Source organism: Desulfitobacterium elongatum (assembly GCF_055378975.1).
Genome location: NZ_AP038772.1, coordinates 404,613 through 424,423, shown reverse-complemented (window position 1 = coordinate 424,423; position 19,811 = coordinate 404,613). Strand labels below are relative to the sequence as shown.

Genomic DNA, 19,811 nt, shown 5'->3' with positions numbered 1-19,811 from the left:
TGAATCACCTCTTAAATAGCTCAACTGCCCCAGATGCCATTATCGCAGAATAAACTAAAAATAATGCCATAATTACATTAACAGTCTTTTGATATTTCTGTAAAAATTCCTTGAACACTACACCGAAGAGAACCCATGTAACAAATGCACAAAATCCAATAATTGTTATAGAAGTAGCAAATACTGCAAGCGCAGGCGGAGCTGTATAGTATGGCATAACAAAGCTTGGAATTACAGTCATTGTAAACAGTACGACCTTTGGATTGACAAACTGCATAAGGAAGCCAGAAATAAAACTAGCAGTTTGGACCTCAGCCGACTCTGTTACATCCATTTTGAATATTTGATAGGCAAGATAGAGCATATAAAAGCTTCCGATTATCTGCATAACAATCAAAATCTTTGGTATTACTGCTACAAGTAGAGTATTCAATATAGCGGAAATACCAAGTAATAAACCAAAAGCAATTGTTGCTCCATATGCATACTCCATTGCCTTCTTTGACCCGAAATTATGCACTGTGGACAATATTTCAATATTTGTAGGTCCAGGTGTGAATGTAACAATGCAGCAGTATAACAAAAAAGACGTAATATTCATGAAGCACACCCCTTTGAAAGTATTTTCATAAATATACATCTTAAAATTCAAGGCATATAGTATATTATTGCAGAGTTACAGTTTTGTATTTCCTATTATAAGATAACTTAGGTTTATGTGAAATACCAATTATAGACTTCAAATGCCTTTTCATGAAATACAGTGATTTGCATCACAGGATTGAAACGCGGGACCTGTTCGTTTCTCCTCCCCCATCGAACTTTCACCGTCACGTTAAGCGCCATGCGTGACCGCACCAAAAAAGCAGGAGGCCAAAGCCTCCTGCTCTTAGTTTAGTTAGATTATTGACCCATGAACATTTTCATGTCGTCTTCTACGTTAGTGATTCCACCGATACCGAAATTCTCAACGAGAACATTGACTACATTCGGGGAGAGGAATCCTGGTAACGTGGGTCCGAGGTGAATGTTCTTCACTCCGAGGTGGAGAAGAGCAAGAAGTACGATGACTGCTTTTTGCTCATACCAAGCGATGTTGTAGGAGATAGGAAGATCATTGATATCATTTAATTCGAAGACTTCCTTTAACTTAAGGGCAGTCACTGCGAGAGAGTAGGAGTCGTTACATTGTCCAGCATCTAAGACTCTCGGAATTCCACCGATGTCGCCAAGGTTTAATTTGTTGTATTTGTATTTTGCGCAACCTGCAGTGAGGATGACCGTATCCGCCGGGAGGGCTTCTGCGAAGTTCGTATAGTAATCACGGCTCTTCATGCGTCCGTCACAACCTGCCATGACGAAGAAGCGTTTAATGGCTCCGGATTTCACTGCATCAACCACTTTGTCAGCAACGGCAAAGATTTGGTCATGGGCGAAACCACCGACGATTTCACCGGTTTCAATCTCAGTAGGAGCAGGTAACGTCTTAGCTAGTTCGATGATTTCAGAGAAGTCTTTTGCTTGACCTTCTTCACGCGCCGCGATGTGTTTTAGTCCTTCAAAGCCGACGACACCCGTAGTAAAGACGCGATCCTTGTAGGAATCTTTAGGAGGAACTAAGCAGTTGGTGGTGAGAAGAACCGGTCCATTGAAGGAATCGAATTCTTTATCTTGTTTCCACCAAGCGTTTCCATAGTTTCCAACGAAGTGAGCGTATTTCTTGAAGGCTGGGTAGTAGTGTGCTGGGAGCATTTCTCCGTGGGTATATACATCTACTCCAGTTCCCTCAGTTTGCTTCAAGAGTTCTTCGAGGTCTTTGAGATCATGACCACTGATAAGGATAGCAGGGTTATTACGAACACCGATATTAACCTTCGTTACTTCCGGGCTACCGTAAGTAGACGTATTCGCTTTATCGAGAAGAGCCATAACATCGACACCGTATTTTCCAGCCTCAAGAACAAGAGCCACGAGTTGGTCAGCACCAAGGGTATCATCGGTGGTAGCTTTCAAGCCTTTCATCATAAAGCTGAAGATGCTAGTATCTTCATAGCCAAGAGTGAAGGCATGCTCAGCGTAAGCCGCCATTCCTTTAAGTCCATAGATGAGAAGCTCACGAAGGGAACGAACGTCTTCATTCTCAGTCGCTAAAATGCCAACTTGTGCTGCTTTTTGATCAAAAGCTTCAGCTGAAACAGCCGTCCAAGTTGCAGAATCGTGAAGGTCAGCAGGGATTACTCCACCCGCTTCAACAATTTCTTTCTTTAACTGATTACGTAGGTCGAGACCTTCGCGGATAAGTGCTACAAAGCGTGCATTATCAAAGTTTGCATTCGTAATGGTCGCGAACAAACTCTCCATGACAAATTTGTCGATGTCTTGACGGACGACACCCAGTTCTCGAGCTTGAACACCGTAGATTGAAATCCCTCTTAGGACATAAATCAATAAGTCTTGAAGATTTGATACATCTTCAGTCTTGCCACACACACCTTTGATCGTGCAGCCGGTACCTTTAGCGGTTTCTTGACATTGAAAACAGAACATACTCATTTTTCGAATCCCCCTATTTTCTAATTTTTTATATTGTTTGTGATCCGTTTATTATTGGACGGTTCGAGACAATTGATTTTCTACACTTTCGACCGCCTGTGAATATATTAACTGAATGGGAACAATGAAACCGTGATTCCAGTATTTCTTTTTGTGTGATAAAACTCACACTTCTATTTCTTCAATAAATATTTTTCATTCCTGCAGGAAATATCTTGCTCACCCTAGTATATCTAAGGTAAAGAGAAGCCAAAGGAAAAGCTCGAGGAGGGATTGTATGTACGTTCGTAATCACATGATTCCTGCATCAAAAGTCATTACCCTTACAGAAAATCATACTCTTAAGGATGCTCTGGAGTTGATGTCCCTCCATGGACATGATGCTTTGCCAGTACTCCGTGGAAGCCAAGTCGTAGGGGTTATATCCAAACAACATATCTATAAGACTTTTTTCCTCAATGACTTCCCCTCAAAATCAGACTATCTTCAGGATACTAAAGTAAGCGAGCAAATGAAAACGGATTATCGAACGGTTAATCCTAACGATCTCTTAGAATATCCCCTACAAACCATGGCCAAGATGAAGATGCAATTTCTTTGCATCATTGACTCTAAGGGTAATTTGGCTGGCTTACTTACAAAGCAGCAACTCCTTGGAACCTTGGGTAACAGCCTTGGCTTAGGCAAACGGGGTATCCGGCTGGAAATCGTCCTCGACGATATAGAAGGACGACTTGCCACCCTCACAAAATTGATCTCCAAAGCCAAAGTCAACATTATTAGTATCATCATGGTTGATCCTTCTATCATGGATCTTCGGAAAATCGTCTTGCGTTTGGACACGAGGGATAAAGATTCAATCGTCGCCATCATCGAAAAAGCGGGATTCAAAGTACTTGATGCCAACGTACAGGACTAGCTCAAATCTTTAGGACTTTATTTAATAGAAACAAAACATATATAAACAAAACGATAAAGGCAAAGTGTGAACGGTCTAACCGTTCCCACTTTGCCTTTTTACTTTGCCTTTTTACTTTGCCTCTACACAACCTTATTTCAAGCGCGGATTAAAGAGCATAGACGGATCGAGCTTCGCATTTGAATTTGCTCCTTTTCTGTCTATCTACTTCACTATTTCTTGACCCAATACACACTGCCATCGTCTTCCCTGTCCATAAATCCATACTCGATAAAATACCTTCTTAGGGTGACAAAATCAGGGTAAGCTTGCTTTAGAATTTCATTAACCTCTTTTTCCGTGTACTTTTTACCACGCTCAAAGCGTTGGATTAAGTGGCGCAGAACGGCAATCTTCCTTTTTTCTTTCGTCGGAAAGGTAGCTAAGGGACCGGCTTCCCCCTCTTTGAAGTATCTTCGGATAATTTCTTGATACTCTTCGACCGTTAAGGCGAAGCGTTCATCGACCATCGTCGCAGAGTTATAGACGGGCACGAACTGTTCCTTTGAGGCCATCTTGTTCTCCTCCAATAGCTTCATAATCATGAAAAAAACCTTGGCTTGCTTTTCTCTTTGTTTCAAGGCAAACCGATGATTTCGAATCGTCGAGGTGCTCCCTCCACCAAGTTCTTTAGCAATTTGTTGGTCACTTAAACCTTGATAAAAATAGGTGAGCAATTGCTTTTGATGCTCTGTTAAGCCCGTTATTTTTTTATCCAAGCCTAAGAGATACTCGAACATTGAAGAATGTTCCTGGGAGAGATGTTCGCGAACCGCCTTTTCAGCGTCCAGCCACCGATTCTGGTCTGGATAAATGACTCCCTTCGTAAATCCCTTTCCGCAACGAAGACAGCGGTATTCTTCTGTATCCGAGCTATATACATATCCACGTTTTACTTCGTCGATAGATGCTTGCCAAAATAATGTCTCTAGGTCTTTCAATTGTATGCCCTCACTCTCGAGAATTGGTCAGACTTTTTGCACTGTTTTGCTTATATTATGCATCATATTATTAAGTCTGTCTAGTATATAAGTAGATTTTTTTATTTTTGTCTATTTTTTTGAGAACGAACAGCCGCAAAGCAGGAGGAGTGGCATAAAAAAGCTGCCTACAGACATCTTTCCCTGTCCATAGGCAGTTCATCGTATCAAATCATTGGCTCTTGTCTGTGCTCCGGCAGCATTAGCTAGGTGAAACAAGGGACCTGTCCCCCTGTTTCACCTGCCTTGCAGGCGTTAGTCACGCTTCTGTCTCATACCCATGAACACCTTCTCGGGTGTTATCGGGAGGCTCGTTACCCTCGCTCCTACGGCATTATACACAGCATCAGAAATTGCGGGAGCAGGGGTGTTAATGACGACTTCCCCAATCGATTTTGCACCAAAGGGGCCGGTTGGCTCATAGCTTGCTTCGAAAGAAACCCGAACGTTACCAATATCCTTTCGGCATGGAATCTTATACTGCATAAAATTATTTGTGCTCATGTTGCCTTTATCATCGTAGCGTACGTCTTCGTAGAGAGCCATCCCTATCCCTTGAACCAAGCCTCCTTCAGCTTGAATCTGAGCGAGCTTTGGATTAATGACCGTTCCACAGTCAATCACCGCGACGTAATCGATGAGTTCCACTTTACCTGTCAAGGGGTCGACTTCGACCTCGGCAAACCCTGCCATAAAGGGCGGAGGCGAAACAGGGCTACCGTAGGTTGCATTCCCTACAAGTTGATGTCTGCCTGAGCCCAAAACATTCAACTCGGCGATCTTCTCGAGTCGAATACTCGTCTTACCATCGAGGGTTGTCACGGCCTTTCCGTCGAATTCGACCGCTTCAGGATTCGCATCCATATACTTTGCACCCTGCTCAAGAATTTGCTTTTTCAAGTCTTCGGCTGCTTGAACGACCGCCATTCCTGTGACATAGGTCGTACTCGAAGCATAGGATCCTGGATCATAAGGAGAAGTATCTGTATCGCCCGCATAGACAACTATATTCTCCACCTTTGTCTCAAGAACTTCTGCGGCCATCTGGCTGAGAATGGTATCACTTCCAGTACCCATGTCAGTAGAGCCAATAAGCAGGTTGTAACTTCCCTCGGCATTAAGCCGGATTTCGGCTGAGGCTGTATCGATTCCAGCAATTCCCGAACCCTGCATGGTTACAGCCATCCCGATTCCACGGACTTTTCCATTCTCTAACTCTTGACGCGGGTATTTCTCATCCCAGCCAATGAGTTCCTTCCCTTTGCGGATACACTCATGTAAGGTCGAACTTTTTATTATTTTTCCATTATACACAAGCGAGGTCTCCCCCGCTTGAATCAAGTTTTTCAGCCGAATTTCTGCGGGATCCATCTTAAGCTCTGCGGCAAGCTTGTTTACACCTGTTTCCAAGGCCATGGTCCCCTGGGTTGCACCATACCCACGTAGAGCCCCTCCGGGCATCTTGTTGGTATAAACTACCTTGCCGGTGAACCGAACTGCACGGGTTTTGTTATAAAGAGACAGGGTCTTCTCTCCCACAACTCCTAAGGTCGTGGAAGCATGCTCTCCATGGGCCCCACCATCCGAGAGGACATCCAAATCGAAGACACGAATCATTCCATCCCGATCCGCACCTAAACGGACTTTCATCTTCATAGCATGACGGCTTGTTGTACTGTTAAACGTTTCTGTGCGGTCATAGATGATCTTCGAAGGTTTTCCTGTTTTCATCGTTACGATCGCTGTGAACACTTCACATGCCCCTGTTTGTTTTCCACCAAAACCCCCACCAATCCGCGGTTTAATCACTCGAATCCGACTTGCAGGGATTTGTAGAGCCCGTGAAAGTTGCCTCTGAACGTGGAAGGGAATCTGTGTGGAAGTAGTCACCACGAGTCGATTGGCATGATCGAGGTAACTAAAAGCGCGGTAGGTTTCCATCATCGCCTGGGCCTGAGCCTGAGTGAATATGGTTTCCTCAACGACAACCGCACACTTCTTTAACTCCTCCTCGACGTCTTCACCTGCTTCAACTTTTTGGTAAGAGATAACATTTCGTTCCTTTTGCATTCCAATCTCATAATTACAGTGAAGATCCTCCTCAGGATGAACAACGGAAGGATGCCCTTCAGCCTCTTCTAATTTCAAAACCGGCTCGAATACTTCATACTGCACTTTAATAAGTTTCATCGCTTTTAAAGCCGTTCGCTCGTCCACGGCAGCGATAATCGCGACCTCGTCCCCAACATAACGAACGATCTCATCGAGAATTAAACGGTCATAGGGAGAGGGTTCAGGATAGGATTGACCCGCTAAGGTGAAGCGAACATTGGGAACATCTTTATAGGTTAAAACACATTCTACTCCTTCGAGTGCTTCAGCACGAGTCGTATCGATCGACTTGATGCGCGCAAAAGCATGAGGGCTCCTTAAGATTTTAACCACCAAAGCATCAGCGACTGCTAAATCCTCTGTATACACGGGGCGCCCCGTGGCAATCGCTAACCCATCAATTTTTGAAATACCTGTTCCAACGACCTTCACGTTAAGCCACCCCCAGATACTTTTTAATGGCCCTAAGTTGGCCGAGATAACCGGTACACCGGCATAAATTTCCCGTCAAATAATGAATGATTTCTTCCTCTGTAGGATTATTTAACTCATTTCTCATCGCGAGCACGGTCATGATGAAGCCCGGGCTACAAAAACCGCATTGCTCTGCTCCCTCATCGACCAAGACCTTCGCAAACTCCTCGGCCTCCACCTTAAGTCCTTCCATCGTGGTAATTTCTTTCCCTTGAGCACGAAATGTTAAGGTCGAGCAGGAAAGCGTAGGTTTTCCATCCATCCAGACGGTACAAAGCCCGCAACAGGTCGTATTGCAACCCTTTCTAATACTCATAACTCCATGCGCTCTTAGAGTATCGGCAAGGAGTTCATCCTTTTCTGCTTCAAGCACTACTTTTTTGCCATTTAAGCTTACTTCGATTTGCATGCTAAGACCTCCGTAATCCCACGTTTAACTAAGACTTTGGTGATTGCTTTGCGATATTCTTCCGTTCCCCTGGCATTCGTGCCAAAGCTCAACTCCTCAATGACCTGATCTAAAATTGCCTCGAGAGCATCTTGTGTCCCCTTATCCATTCCTTCAATCTTAGCTCCTGACTGAGTTTCCGACTTGACTTTAGTAAGCACGCTAGAAAGTTGCTCAGAAGCTTTTGCTGCAAGCTGGGCTGTCCTTGGGCGAGCCCCGACGACGATTCTCCAAGCCTCACCAGTACAAGATACTGCTACGGTTAAGACCGGAAAATCGCTCGCCGAAATTCGGAGATCCTGATAGGAAGCTCTCCGCTCTTCCTTAGGAATCCGAATATGGGTAAGAATATCCTTCTCTAAGGGTCTTTGCAAAAATTCGCTAAGTGGCATACGTCCGGCCTTATAAAGATCAATCTCAGTATCCAAAGCTAAGAGAGCAGCGATGAGGTCTGAAAACCCATACTTAGAAAAAACCGAGCCTCCTACAGTCACACCATTTCGGAATTGCACGCCGATGATATTCCCCACGGCTTTGGGTAAAATCCCATCAAAGGCTTCCTTTAGTAAGGGATTGGTCTCTAAATCCCGAAAAGAGGTCATTGCGCCAATCTCGATAAAGCTCTCTCGTTCGGTTATTTGATTCAAATTTAACTTCGATAGGTCAATCCCTATCCCAATTCGCTTTGAACCTAATCGTAAAAAGGCACACCCGCCAAGTATCGAATTACTTCTTTGCTTTAGCAAAAGCTCGTAAGCTTCTTCTAGAGTCTCGGGTTGTACGATGTCTCGTAAAGTAAACACGCTTTCAGCCCCCCGCTTGATTTCATTTAATTAAAAAATGCTGTAGTTTTAAATGTTTCTTTTGTTTTTTGTTATGTTCTTCTTCTTGGTCTTGATCTTGATCTAGGTCTTGATCTTGATCTAGGTTTTGATCTTATTCTTAGCTTTGTCCTTGATCAAAGTCTTGGTCGTGTCCAAACTTTTGGTCTTGTTCTTGGCCTTCAACTAGGCTTATTTATTGAGATGAGAGTGTTGCCATTCTAAGATCCCCAGTAGGACAGATGCGCCGAGCATTCGCGCCTTATCTGAGATCGTCCAACAATATTCTTTTTTGAAACGAGGATCAATATCCCCTACTTTGACTCGATTTTCATTGTTTTCTGTGTTTTCTATGACTGTTCCTGTACGAAGAAGTCCTCGTAAAACTCCATCAAGAGTTGCGTGAACTGGAGTGAATTCTTGTCCATGTCGGATCTCTCCAAGCACCTCCCCAACTTCGACGACCTCTCCGATCTTACGCTTGGCCTCAAAAATGCCTGAAACAGGTGCATAAAGTACCCGTTCTCGCGTGTAGCCAAGTGTGGATCCAGGAATCCCCGTATTCGGTTCGGCCGAGCCTGAGGATATAAGACGTCCTAAATTATGCCCACGATTCGTTTCTACGACACAGTGAACATCCTTTCCAGCGCAAAAGCCTGGCCCCATCCCTATTGTTAGAGGCGCCATATCCCTAGTCGTACCTAAATTGCGCTTCGCCATAATGGAATCTACGAGAATATCTGGACGGATTCGAGGTAAATATTCAAGTACAGGGTCAACCAGAACCGGAAGCTTTCCCTCCCGCCAGGCCCTTTTACACTCCTCTGGGGAATCTAGCCGGATAGCCTCTATCCCTTCCACTACCCAAGACCCTTCATCAATTGCACTTCCGAAGCTGACTGGCCAACGAACCATCAGGGGTTTGGGGATTTCCGTCATCACAACTCGAAATCCTGCCTTATTTAGAGCCCAACCCACCCCTGTTGCTTGTTCTCCTGCCCCACGAATTAAGACGACAGGACGATGACCTGTATAACTCATAGTTTGCATATGTAGCAATTTGCCCCTTTTAATTTTATGATTGGATTGGTTCTAGGAAAACCTCCATCGTTCCACCACAGACCATCCCATCTTGTTCTGCGACTTCATGGGTTAAATTGACCTGGATCAGGAGGGGTTCTCCCTTTTCGATAGCTCGAAAGGCGTGGCTCCGGACTTCTGCTTCCCCACAGCCTCCCCCGATCGTGCCGATGGTCCGTCCATCTTGAAAAAAAAGGACTTGGGCACCCGCTTTCCGAGGCGTGGAACCCTTAGTTCCAATGATGGTAGCCAAGGCAGCCTTTTCTCCTTCTAAGCAGGAAATCGCTTCAATCACTTTTCTATCCAAGGTAGATCCCTCCCTGCCTCGATCTCTCCGCACGACCTGACTTTAAACCTTGGCTATAACCATAGCGATTAACCATGATAATCTCTGCCATGATACTGACCGCTATCTCTTCCGGAGTTTGTGCACCAATATCTAAACCGATCGGTGTATACACCTTATTAAGATCGTCTTCGGAGTACCCTTCTTCTCTCAGGTTCCCAAGGAGGGTCGCAACCTTACGCCGGCTTCCGATCATCCCAGTATAGGCCGTTTGGGGTTTCTTCAAGACTTCCTCTAAACAGGTCTGATCATGGCGATGCCCACGCGTCACGATGATCACGTAGGAATTCGCATCGAAGCTGATCTCTCGAATCGCACTCTTAAAGTCCTGACACAGAACCACATCCGCTTCCGGAAAACGTCCTGGATTGGCAAACGAAGGGCGGTCATCCACCACCGTTACTTCATAGTTCAAGAGTTTCCCCATCCGAACAAGGGGTAAGGCGATGTGTCCCCCGCCCAGGATAATGAGTCGAGCAATCGGAAAAATTGGATCAAGAAATATCTGGAGCTGAGCTTCTCGATAGTTCAATCGAAGAAGCCTTGCTTTATTCTCTGCAAGGACACCTTGAATCGGCTCCTTCATCAAGGATAATAGGTCTTTCGGAATATCTCCTTCGAGGAGTGACCCCTTATCATCAACTAGGAATTTCGTTCCTCGGGATAAATCCTCTGTACTTTCCGAAATGATCGTTCCAAAGATTCCAGAAGTTTTAGCTATCAGAAGGGAATTAAGCTTCTTATATATTTCTAAGTCCAAAGTTTTTCCCCCTCTCTTAAAGACCACTATGTTTTTCATAGTCTTCCATGGTATCGATATCGAGCATAAATCCTTCCTCGACGGGATACGTTGTCCAGCGATCACGATAGCTCTCGATAACACGTTTCCCCCCTTGTTCCCCTTGGAGCGCCAAAAGTTCGGGTAAATAGCGCACGTGGAAAAACACGGGTGACCCGGTTACTCCACCGACTTGCGGAACAAGAAAGTCTGGAGTCTTCTCTAAAAAGAACGTCGTAAGCTCTGCTAAAACGTGAGACTTTAGTCCGACTTGGTCTCCGGGAATAAAACAAATTCCTTCGACTGTATCCGGTAAGTCTGAAAGCCCTACGCGAATCGTATCTGCTAAGGGCTGAGCCCCTGGAACCTGAATCCACCTGAACTTATATTCTCGCGAACTGTCCAAAAAACCTTCTGCACACTTCGTGTTAGACTCCTCGAAATTCTGCGACCTCGATGCCTCAGGGCATGCTAACCTGGACTTATCTGAGCAAAAACCAGTGAAGGGCTTTCTGGCAACAACGACCACTTCATGCTGCATATCGAGTAACTTAAGCGAGTCGTTTAGCGTATGGAGAACATGCCCGAGGATTGTCGTATCCCCCCAAGGCATAGCCAGCTTGTCCTGCCCCATGCGGGAGGCTATCCCCGCTCCCATCACCACAAATCGTACCATCTAATCCTTCCCTCCTTTACATTGCCCGAAGCAATTCTTAGATGGAGTGGCTTAATATCCTGCTTCTCGACCTGAGAAAAATGATTGACTAAATGCTTTTCTAAACAATCTATTGTACGCTCTATATCAAAAGTATTCTTGAAATACTCTGGGTTGCCAACATCATATTCATTAAAAAGCACAATCCAAGAAAGTGCTTGATGCCTTGAGTAAAAAACAGGGGAGCTCAGTATGTATTCTGCTGCCGCTTCTCCCGACCAAGCCCTTCCCACTAAGTCAGGGCATTTCTCAGGTCTGTGGATCTCATCTTCCGTTAGGATTTTTCCCCATAACTCCCCATGGATCATTAAGATAGCGCATTGGCTCTCAAAGGGTATTTGTGGTTCGTGAGAGTCCCAGCACTTGAGTTTCTTTTCATGTGCTCCATCTCCTTCAATCACCCAAACGTTATTTTTCTGCGACTCTAGAGGCTCTCTGAGACGCAAGGCTTGATCAAGAATATCGACCGTCGGTCCAATCCATTTGCAATTTTTATCATCTTCATCCGCATACCAAAAACATGGATACTCACTCTCTATCGGCGGCGGAAGAACTGGACTTTTCCAAAGGGCTTTAAAAGGCATAGGATACACCTTTGTCGTCGTCGTGCCGATGACCTTTTTCCCTTGGGCATGAATTTCCGCTGTCAAAGATTGAAGGGCAGTGGTTTTTCCGCCTGCCCCAATCAAAGTGATTACCGAGGCCAATCGCGTCATATCCCATAAAGTTCCTGAGCTTTGTGCTATCATTCTTCAATCCCTCATTATCCACCCATAACTAACTCTAAAAAGTTAATCCTATCATGGCAGATTATCGGGCCCATATCAAGTCTGGCGTCTCTTAGTCATCTGGTAAAAAATCAAAGAAGGCCCCTTCTTTTGCCTGCCACTTCACACTTGAAGGAACCTTATTACTTCTGATGTACTGCGCACTCCCTTGAATGGAGTGCTTCAAGATTTTTGACGACGAAAGAGGATCCCTATACTTAAAGATCCATAAACTTAAGGACCCCTAAACCTAAAAAAGGTGGGGACGTCTCCCCACCTTTTGCTTGTTAAGCTACATCAATACTGGGATCTGGAACGACTTCCTTCACATCTTTACTACCCTGTCCATTGAAGAAAGCGTTTAAGATAATGGCTGCAATCGAGCCTAAGGTAATTCCACTATGCAGGAAGGTTTGACTCCAAGCTGGAAACATTTTAAAGAAGTCTGGAGCAACGAGGGGAATAAGGCCTATCCCAATACTGATTGCCACGATAAAAATATTGTTATTATTCTCGAAATCTACTTTAGCTAAGGTTTTGATTCCGCTAGCAGCCACGATTCCGAACATCGCAATTCCTGCTCCTCCGAGAACAGCATTAGGAAGAGAAGCAATAATCGTCGCAATCTTGGGGAAAAGTCCAAGCACTACTAAGATTAAACCAGATGTAGCAACGACAAAGCGACTTTTCACGCCAGTTAAACCGACAAGCCCTACATTTTGTGCAAAAGCTGTATAAGGGAAGGCATTGAAGATTCCACCGAGCATGGTTGCCAATCCATCCGCTCTTAAGCCGCGTGTTAAATCTTTTTCCCCAATCTCCTTACCGATAATTTCACCAATCGCTAAGAAATCTCCTGTGGATTCGACCATTACGACGACCATTACAAAAATCATGGAGAGGATTGCTCCGATTTCGAAAGTAGGAAGACCAAAGTAGAATGGGGTATCAATTCCAATCCAAGGAGCACTCGATACACCCGAAAAGTTTACAATTCCCAATGGAATTGCCACGATGAGTCCAACGAGTAATCCGAGAAGCACTCCGACATTTGCTATAAATCCTTTGAAATACTTATTGATAGCCAAGATGGTGATCATAACAACTGCTGCTACCAATAAATACGTCAGCGAACCATAATTCTTGTTACCTACTCCACCTGCTGCCCAGTTAACCCCTACCGGAAGAAGGGAAACCCCGATGATAGTAATGACGCTACCGGTGACTACAGGAGGGAAGAAACGAATGAGTTTACTGAAAAACGGTGCAATCAAGAGAGTAAAGAGTCCCGCAATGATGACAGCCCCGAATATTCCTGTCATACCTTGGCCCTTTGCAATCATAACCATAGGGGTAACTGCTGCAAACGTAACTCCTTGAATAACAGGAATTCGAATTCCGAACTTCCAAAAGCCCAGGGTTTGAATCAATGTAGCAATTCCGCAAGTAAATAAGTCCGCATTAATAAGAAAAGCTGTTTGTTCCTTCGTGAGCCCAGCGGCCCCTGCAATAATCAAGGGTACAGCGACTGCTCCGGCATACATAGCCAATACGTGCTGAAGTCCATAGAGAAGGAGTTGTCCGAAAGGTAATACTTCATCGACGGGATGTTTTGCTTGGTTTGCCATGGAAATAAGCCTCCTTTTTCACTTTCCTTAGATGTCTTCCGTTACGATCATTCTGTTACGTAAATTTCTAGCCGGCCTCATTTCTTGAGCAAAACAAAACCCAGACAGGTAGATTTCGACTCAAGAAAAAGTGAGTGAAACCTACCCGCCTGGGCTTTTATCCCTTCGGTGTAATCCAAAAGAAAAGAAAGAATTAAACTTTCTAATCCTCTAAATCTGTACCACTTGGACTTCATATTATATAGAAAATATTAATATGAATAATATGTTGCCCTAGGTACACTTTCGCTCATAGTCGGGCCATTTACGGTAGCCCGGTAGAAACATGCAGACCATATCTCTGCGCCTATATGAACAATATGAAGTTTTGACATGCTTCATTGTACAGAATGATTAGAGATTGGTCAAGAGTTTTTTTCGAACATTAATGGCAAAAGTTTAAGTTAAGTTCGATTCTTTAGTTGCCATTGTTCCTAGCCATATAAGACACTAGGTAAATCTGCAGCAACCACTTCTCATGAAATTCATTCAAAGACTAAAAGCTCGGGTTTATCGCCCGAGCTTCACATTTTTTGGTTATATTTTTACGGCCTTCTTGAATTGCCTCGATTATTACTACGATTCGTGCCCGATTTAGGTCTTGGGTACCAATCTCCAGATCTCGGTCCCGCTCCACTTCTCCGATTGTCTCTGGGATCTGGTCTGAAATTTCTCGTCCTTAAGGGCGCTTCTTGTGAGAGTTCGATGCTCCCTTGGTCTGGTTCTTTGGTCAGGAGCTTCAATGCTGCAGATAGCAAAGTCACTGAATCCGTTTCCTCAAGTAGATCTTCTGCCATGCCGCGGTATTTTTGGATATCTTCTTCCTCGATGACCCGCATCAGCTTTTCCACAGTAATTTGCTGTTGGCCTTTAAATGCCTCGATGAGTGACGGTACAGGCTTTCTTGCAATCTTGCGCTTTATGACTTGCTCGATCAAGTGAAGGTGGCCTATTTCCCTTGGGGTTACAAAGGTGATCGCTACTCCCGTCTTTCCTGCTCGTCCAGTACGACCAATGCGATGGACGTAGCTCTCTGGATCTTGGGGGATGTCGAAGTTGTATACATGTGAGACCCCACTGATGTCTAAGCCCCGGGCCGCTACATCGGTGGCGACTAATACTTCGATCGTGCCTTCCTTGAACTTGCGAAGGACACTATCCCTTCGATTCTGTGTTAAGTCTCCATGAATTCCTTCTGCTGAATAGCCGCGCTTACTTAGCGCTTCTGAAAGTTCATCAACCCGTCTCTTCGTGCGACCGAAGACGATCACTAGTTCTGTAGGATTAATATCCATCATCCGGCAGAGGACATCAAATTTTTGCTTCTCAGGAACCTCCAAATACATCTGCTCAATACTTGGCATCGTCACTTCTTTCGCTTCAACCCGGATAACCTCCGGCTCTTTCATGAACCGTTGGGCAAGATTCTGAATCTGCCTCGGCATAGTCGCAGAGAAAAGCAACGTCTGACGTTCTTCTGGAAGTTCTTGAAGAATGGTCTCGATATCTTCGACGAAACCCATATTCAACATTTCATCAGCTTCATCTAAAATGACCATTTTAACTTCATTTAAACGAATGGTCTTACGCCGCATGTGATCCATGAGTCTTCCAGGGGTTGCCACGATTATATGGGGTCTTTTCTTCAGGGCATTAATCTGCCAAGAGATATCCTGCCCTCCATAAATAGGCAAGGTACGAATCCCTTTGTCATGTCCGATTTTATTAAGCTCTTCGGCTACCTGAACCGCTAGCTCCCGGGTCGGTGCAAGCACAAGCCCATGAGGACGTTCATTCTCCCGCTGACATCCCTGAATAAGGGGAACTCCGAACGCAGCAGTCTTTCCAGTCCCGGTCTGAGCCTGTCCGATGAGATCCTTCCCCTGAAGGGCCAGTGGTATGGTCTTTTCCTGAATGGGAGTTGTCTCTTCAAAACCCATATGGCTTACAGAGCGAACTATCTGTTCGTCTATGCCTAATTCTTCAAATTTAATCACGATAAAATAACCTCTTTCTGTAAATGGACTAAAGAAATAGTATACCATAAATTACTAAAATAATGATACTTAATTAATATTTACTAATATTCGCTATAGCAATTTCTATAATAGCTTGCACATTTCTTTGTTTTTTCAAGCTTAATTTCCCCAAAAAACACAAAGAATATAAGAAAATAAGTCCCGGAAAACTCCGGGACTTAAGACACTTTCATCGTCTACTTCAAACTGCTTCTATGAAAGCTTAAATCTAGAGACTGCGAGCTGTAAATCCTCCGCCATTTTTGATAAAGATTGACTGGACGCTGCGATTTCTTCCATCGAGGCTGATTGTTCCTCCGTCGAGGCTGATACGGATTGAGCCTCATCTGCTGTTGCCTTACTTACTTGCTCAATCTCTTGGATAGCGCTGACAAATCGATTTCCGTTTTGTTCCATCCGTTGCATTCCATCCGTGATATCTTTAACCTGGTGATTTACTTCCTCAATCTTCACTGTGATCTCGTTAAAGGCTTGTCCTGCTGTGTTCACAACCTTGGTTCCTACCTGCACTTCTTTCGTTCCGACGCTCATTGCACTTACTGCTTCATCGGTATCCTTTTGAATCTCACTGATCAGGGTAGCGATTTGTTGGGCCGCATCTTGAGACTGCTCAGCAAGCTTGCGAACTTCTTCTGCGACCACAGCAAAGCCTCGACCCTGTTCCCCCGCTCGGGCAGCTTCTATCGCAGCATTTAGTGCCAAAAGGTTCGTTTGACTTGCCACTCCTGAAATCGTCGTGACAATCTGACCGATCTCTTGAGAGCGTGTCCCTAACTTCGCTACAACCTCCGAGGATCGAAGAACTGTCTTTTCAATGGTATTCATTTGCTGAATCGTCGAGTCAATGGCTTTCCCGCCATCTTGAGCTGCAGCCGCTGTCCGTTCGATCGCACGAGCCACCGTATTCGTAATTCCTGCAGCTTGCTCTATCTCAGCCGATAATTCTTCGACACTGAGGCGTGTACTATCTACTGCAGACTGCTGTTTTTCCGTTGCATAAGCAACTTCAGTGATAGCACTTGCGACTTGATTAACCGCTTGAGCGGATTGGTCTGCACTTGCAGTTAGCTGCTCAGCTGAAGCTGCAACCTGCTCGGAAATCTGATTCACCTGAGAAAGCAACTCTCTCAAATTATCTCCCATCGTATCAAACGAGTCAACGAGATTCCTTATCTCGTCCTTCCCACTGTAACTTAGAGTTTTTCGGGTTAGATCTCCGCTGGCAATAGCGTCAGCAACTTGAGCGACTTGTTTCAGGGGTCGGGAAATCACCCGTGAGAATCCTATTCCCAAACCGATCGCGATTAAAGCCACAATCCCCATCGTCCAATTCTGAGTCGTGTGGATTTTATCAGCGAGTACTACGTTATCGTTTTGGCGCATTCCCATCCGTTCGGTCAAAAAGGTTACAAAGCCCTTAACCCTATCCTCTGCAAGCTTGCTATCCGTCCCTGTAGCCGATAGATTGGTCAGAGCGTCTTGAAGTCCATGATTTTTATAAATCTCTATCGTCCGATCTGTCGAGTCATGATAGCGACTAATCGCCAGCCGCGTATCTTGAATCATCTGCTTCCCTTCCACCGTGATTAAGTTTTTACTCAGACTTGTAAATAAATCATTCATCTTTTTTCTTGAATCTTGGTATTGAGTGAGATAGGTCTCATCTCCGGTCAGTAGGTATCCCCGAACCATATAGCCTTGATTCTTTAGTTCCATATTCAGATCTTTAACCTCAAAGACCAAAGGAGCGCTTCGATTAACAATTCCCTCATATCCCACCTCAATTTCTTTGGTTTTTATTTGGGAATAGAAAATCAGACCAACAAACATGGCAATAACAAGTAAGAACATCAGGGCAATTTTTGTTCCAATGGTCATCTGCAGGGAAGTTTTTGATTTCATATCTTAATGGCCTCCCGATAATTATTAAAAAAAGACATTATCTTCTCTTTTGCTTATAAAGTCTTATTAAACCTTAAGCTTTCGACATAAATGAACAAAGTCCTCTTCGTGACTTCTCGCAACCAAAAAAACTGTTTAGTGATTGAATGATTCTCTCTTCTATTTCCATAAAATTATTTTACAACGTATTTCGGCAAACAGTCTTTCCTCTCACCTTTTGTCCAAGCATGCCATAAGCTGATAGAAATTGGACAATGGAGGAATGCGCATGCTCGATAAAACATCAAGAGAATACCTCCTTAAAAAACCTCAAGTCATTGGGGTAGGAAGGGGGTTCAAAGAGGTTGGCGGAAAACAAACTGAAGAAGAGGCAATTATCGTCCTCGTCAATAAAAAGCTTCCCTTTAAGAGTCTCCTAGCAGACCAACTTGTGCCGGAATCGTTGGATGGTGTGCATACTGATGTCATCGAAGTCGGAGAACTCAAGGCATATCCCAGACGAAAATCATCAGCTTCACCTGTAGCCTACCAAATCACTGAGGAAGTGGAGCGTACCTTACGTGTAAGACCTGCTCCCCCGGGAGTCAGTATCGGTCATTATCGGATTACTGCGGGTACGTTTGGTGCTGTGGTATATGATCAAAGAACGGGTGAACCCTTCATCCTCTCCAACAATCACGTCTTAGCCAATGAAACCAATGGAAGAGATGGCCGAGCGAGGATTGGGGACAGAATCCTCCAACCAGGCGCACTCGATGGAGGGGACAAAAAGAATAACGTCATTGGTACCCTAGCCAGGTATGTCAATCTAAAGGCATCACCCAAAACTAATGTAGTCGACTGTGCCCTCGCGAAACCGAGAAGTATGGACTTAATCCTTCCGGATATCTTGGGAATCGGTGAGATTCAAGGAGTAACCCTCCCTGCACTCAGAATGCCGGTACAAAAGTCGGGCCGTACTACGGGTCTCACAACCGGACAGATTCGAGCCCTCAATGTTACAGTAGATATAAGTTATGGTGCGGGAAAAGTCCTCCGTTTCGAAAAACAAATCCTTACTACCCCCATGTCGGAAGGCGGGGACAGTGGCTCATTAGTGTTCGATCTGAAGAATCAAGCCGTCGGTTTGCTCTTCGCAGGATCTTCCCAAAGTACCTTGCTCAACCCTATCGAGGAAGTTCTAGCTTTGTTAAATGTCAGGTTCTGATTCAGCGTACAAGCTCACCTACTCCAGCTAGAATTCCTTGGTCGACCTACACCTTTTAACTAGACGTCATACCATTATCAAAGATATCTACAAAGAACAAAGTGCCCCTAAGCCAGTTACAGGGCTTAGAGGCACTTTATCTTATGAAATTGATCAAATTCTTGTTTCTTTTTTTCGCTTACTTCGCACTCATATGATTCAGAAAAGCTTGGGTTCTCTGCTGTTTCGGGTCATCAATGACCTCTTCAGGAGTTCCCTGCTCAACGATTTCACCTTTATCCATGAAAATCACTCGATTCGCGACCTCTCGAGCGAAGCCCATCTCATGAGTCACGACGATCATAGTCATGTGCTCTTCAGCAAGCTGCCTCATCGCCTTAAGCACTTCTCCTGTGAGTTCCGGATCAAGTGCTGAGGTCGGCTCATCAAAAAGCATGATGTCAGGCTGCATAGCCAGTGCTCGCGCAATCGCCACGCGCTGCTTCTGACCGCCCGACAACCGAGAAGGATAACTGTCGAACTTATCTTCTAGTCCTACCTTCCGTAGGAGTTCCTTGGCCACCGGGATAATCTCTTCACGCTTGACTCCTTTAACTGTGATTGGAGCTTCAAGGACATTTTCTAGCACCGTAAGATGGGGAAATAAATTAAACTGTTGGAAGACCATACCCATCTTACGACAGATCATCCGGGCCTTCGCTTCTTCGGCATACTTAGGCTTACCTTCAGCACCCGTCGCGACAAGTTCATCCCCCTCGATATTAATCGTACCCCCATCAATCGTCTCGAGACGATTGAGGCAACGAAGAAAGGTGCTTTTCCCTGAACCAGAGGGTCCAATGATGGCAACCACTTCTCCTTTTTGGACTTCCAGGGAAACTCCTTTGAGGACTTCGAGTTTATCGAAGTTTTTGTGAATGTTAAGTGCACTAATCATTTTCATATTATCATTTCACTCCCTGTG

Annotated in this window: 17 protein-coding genes and 1 riboswitch; of the genes, 2 read left to right on the top strand and 15 right to left on the bottom strand. The window is 44.7% G+C overall.

Annotated features, from left to right (window positions below; genetic code table 11):
• Positions 1 to 4: 4 nt before the first annotated feature.
• On the bottom strand, positions 5 to 601 hold the full coding sequence (locus ACZ42W_RS01920) for a LysE family translocator (RefSeq protein WP_464168012.1): 597 nt from the start codon (positions 599 to 601) through the stop codon (positions 5 to 7).
• A gap of 302 nt (positions 602 to 903) precedes the next feature.
• Positions 904 to 2,553 (bottom strand): hydroxylamine reductase, encoded by a 1,650-nt coding sequence (gene hcp / locus ACZ42W_RS01915; RefSeq protein WP_464168010.1) that lies wholly within the window; start codon positions 2,551 to 2,553, stop codon positions 904 to 906.
• Between the two features lie 277 nt (positions 2,554 to 2,830).
• Between hcp and ACZ42W_RS01910 the strand changes: the two genes are divergently transcribed.
• A complete protein-coding gene (locus ACZ42W_RS01910; RefSeq protein ID WP_464168008.1) occupies positions 2,831 to 3,472 on the top strand; it encodes a CBS domain-containing protein in 642 nt (213 codons plus the stop codon).
• Between the two features lie 212 nt (positions 3,473 to 3,684).
• On the opposite strand, the gene ACZ42W_RS01905 is transcribed toward ACZ42W_RS01910, so the two are convergent.
• The 12 genes from ACZ42W_RS01905 to ACZ42W_RS01850 all read right to left on the bottom strand — a co-directional run bounded on the left by ACZ42W_RS01905 (position 3,685) and on the right by ACZ42W_RS01850 (position 17,640).
• Complete coding sequence (locus ACZ42W_RS01905) at positions 3,685 to 4,452, bottom strand: DUF2087 domain-containing protein (RefSeq protein WP_464168006.1); 768 nt, start codon at positions 4,450 to 4,452, stop codon at positions 3,685 to 3,687.
• A 294-nt stretch (positions 4,453 to 4,746) separates the two neighbouring features.
• Complete coding sequence (locus tag ACZ42W_RS01900) at positions 4,747 to 7,035, bottom strand: xanthine dehydrogenase family protein molybdopterin-binding subunit (RefSeq protein ID WP_464168004.1); 2,289 nt, start codon at positions 7,033 to 7,035, stop codon at positions 4,747 to 4,749.
• 1 nt (position 7,036) lies between these two features.
• A complete protein-coding gene (locus tag ACZ42W_RS01895) occupies positions 7,037 to 7,486 on the bottom strand; it encodes a (2Fe-2S)-binding protein (protein WP_464168003.1) in 450 nt (149 codons plus the stop codon).
• A complete protein-coding gene (locus ACZ42W_RS01890) occupies positions 7,471 to 8,328 on the bottom strand; it encodes an FAD binding domain-containing protein (RefSeq protein ID WP_464168001.1) in 858 nt (285 codons plus the stop codon). The genes ACZ42W_RS01895 and ACZ42W_RS01890 overlap by 16 nt, the downstream gene beginning before the upstream one ends.
• 210 nt (positions 8,329 to 8,538) lie before the next feature.
• Positions 8,539 to 9,396: a selenium-dependent molybdenum cofactor biosynthesis protein YqeB gene (gene yqeB / locus ACZ42W_RS01885; RefSeq protein WP_464167999.1), complete on the bottom strand. Its 858-nt coding sequence runs from the start codon at positions 9,394 to 9,396 to the stop codon at positions 8,539 to 8,541.
• 25 nt (positions 9,397 to 9,421) lie between these two features.
• The gene (locus tag ACZ42W_RS01880) at positions 9,422 to 9,733 is read right to left on the bottom strand and encodes an XdhC family protein (protein ID WP_464167997.1); all 312 of its coding nucleotides are present in this window, start codon (positions 9,731 to 9,733) and stop codon (positions 9,422 to 9,424) included.
• On the bottom strand, positions 9,726 to 10,532 hold the full coding sequence (locus ACZ42W_RS01875; RefSeq protein ID WP_464167995.1) for an XdhC family protein: 807 nt from the start codon (positions 10,530 to 10,532) through the stop codon (positions 9,726 to 9,728). The genes ACZ42W_RS01880 and ACZ42W_RS01875 overlap by 8 nt, the downstream gene beginning before the upstream one ends.
• A 16-nt stretch (positions 10,533 to 10,548) precedes the next feature.
• Positions 10,549 to 11,226, bottom strand: coding sequence for a nucleotidyltransferase family protein (locus ACZ42W_RS01870; RefSeq protein ID WP_464167993.1), 678 nt, complete (start codon positions 11,224 to 11,226; stop codon positions 10,549 to 10,551).
• Positions 11,208 to 12,014 (bottom strand): selenium cofactor biosynthesis protein YqeC, encoded by an 807-nt coding sequence (gene yqeC, locus ACZ42W_RS01865; protein ID WP_464167991.1) that lies wholly within the window; start codon positions 12,012 to 12,014, stop codon positions 11,208 to 11,210. The genes ACZ42W_RS01870 and yqeC overlap by 19 nt, the downstream gene beginning before the upstream one ends.
• 305 nt (positions 12,015 to 12,319) lie before the next feature.
• Entirely contained in the window at positions 12,320 to 13,660 is a 1,341-nt protein-coding gene (locus ACZ42W_RS01860; protein ID WP_464167989.1) for a nucleobase:cation symporter-2 family protein, read from the bottom strand.
• 272 nt (positions 13,661 to 13,932) lie between these two features.
• Positions 13,933 to 14,034, bottom strand: a riboswitch (purine riboswitch).
• A 210-nt stretch (positions 14,035 to 14,244) separates the two neighbouring features.
• Entirely contained in the window at positions 14,245 to 15,696 is a 1,452-nt protein-coding gene (locus ACZ42W_RS01855; protein ID WP_464167988.1) for a DEAD/DEAH box helicase, read from the bottom strand.
• A 234-nt stretch (positions 15,697 to 15,930) separates the two neighbouring features.
• Positions 15,931 to 17,640 (bottom strand): methyl-accepting chemotaxis protein, encoded by a 1,710-nt coding sequence (locus ACZ42W_RS01850; RefSeq protein ID WP_464167987.1) that lies wholly within the window; start codon positions 17,638 to 17,640, stop codon positions 15,931 to 15,933.
• Positions 17,641 to 17,908: 268 nt separating this feature from the next.
• On the opposite strand from ACZ42W_RS01850, the gene ACZ42W_RS01845 reads away from it, so the two are divergent.
• Positions 17,909 to 18,847, top strand: coding sequence for a chymotrypsin family serine protease (locus ACZ42W_RS01845; protein WP_464167986.1), 939 nt, complete (start codon positions 17,909 to 17,911; stop codon positions 18,845 to 18,847).
• A gap of 178 nt (positions 18,848 to 19,025) precedes the next feature.
• On the opposite strand, the gene ACZ42W_RS01840 is transcribed toward ACZ42W_RS01845, so the two are convergent.
• A complete protein-coding gene (locus tag ACZ42W_RS01840) occupies positions 19,026 to 19,790 on the bottom strand; it encodes an amino acid ABC transporter ATP-binding protein (protein ID WP_464167984.1) in 765 nt (254 codons plus the stop codon).
• Positions 19,791 to 19,811: the final 21 nt, after the last annotated feature.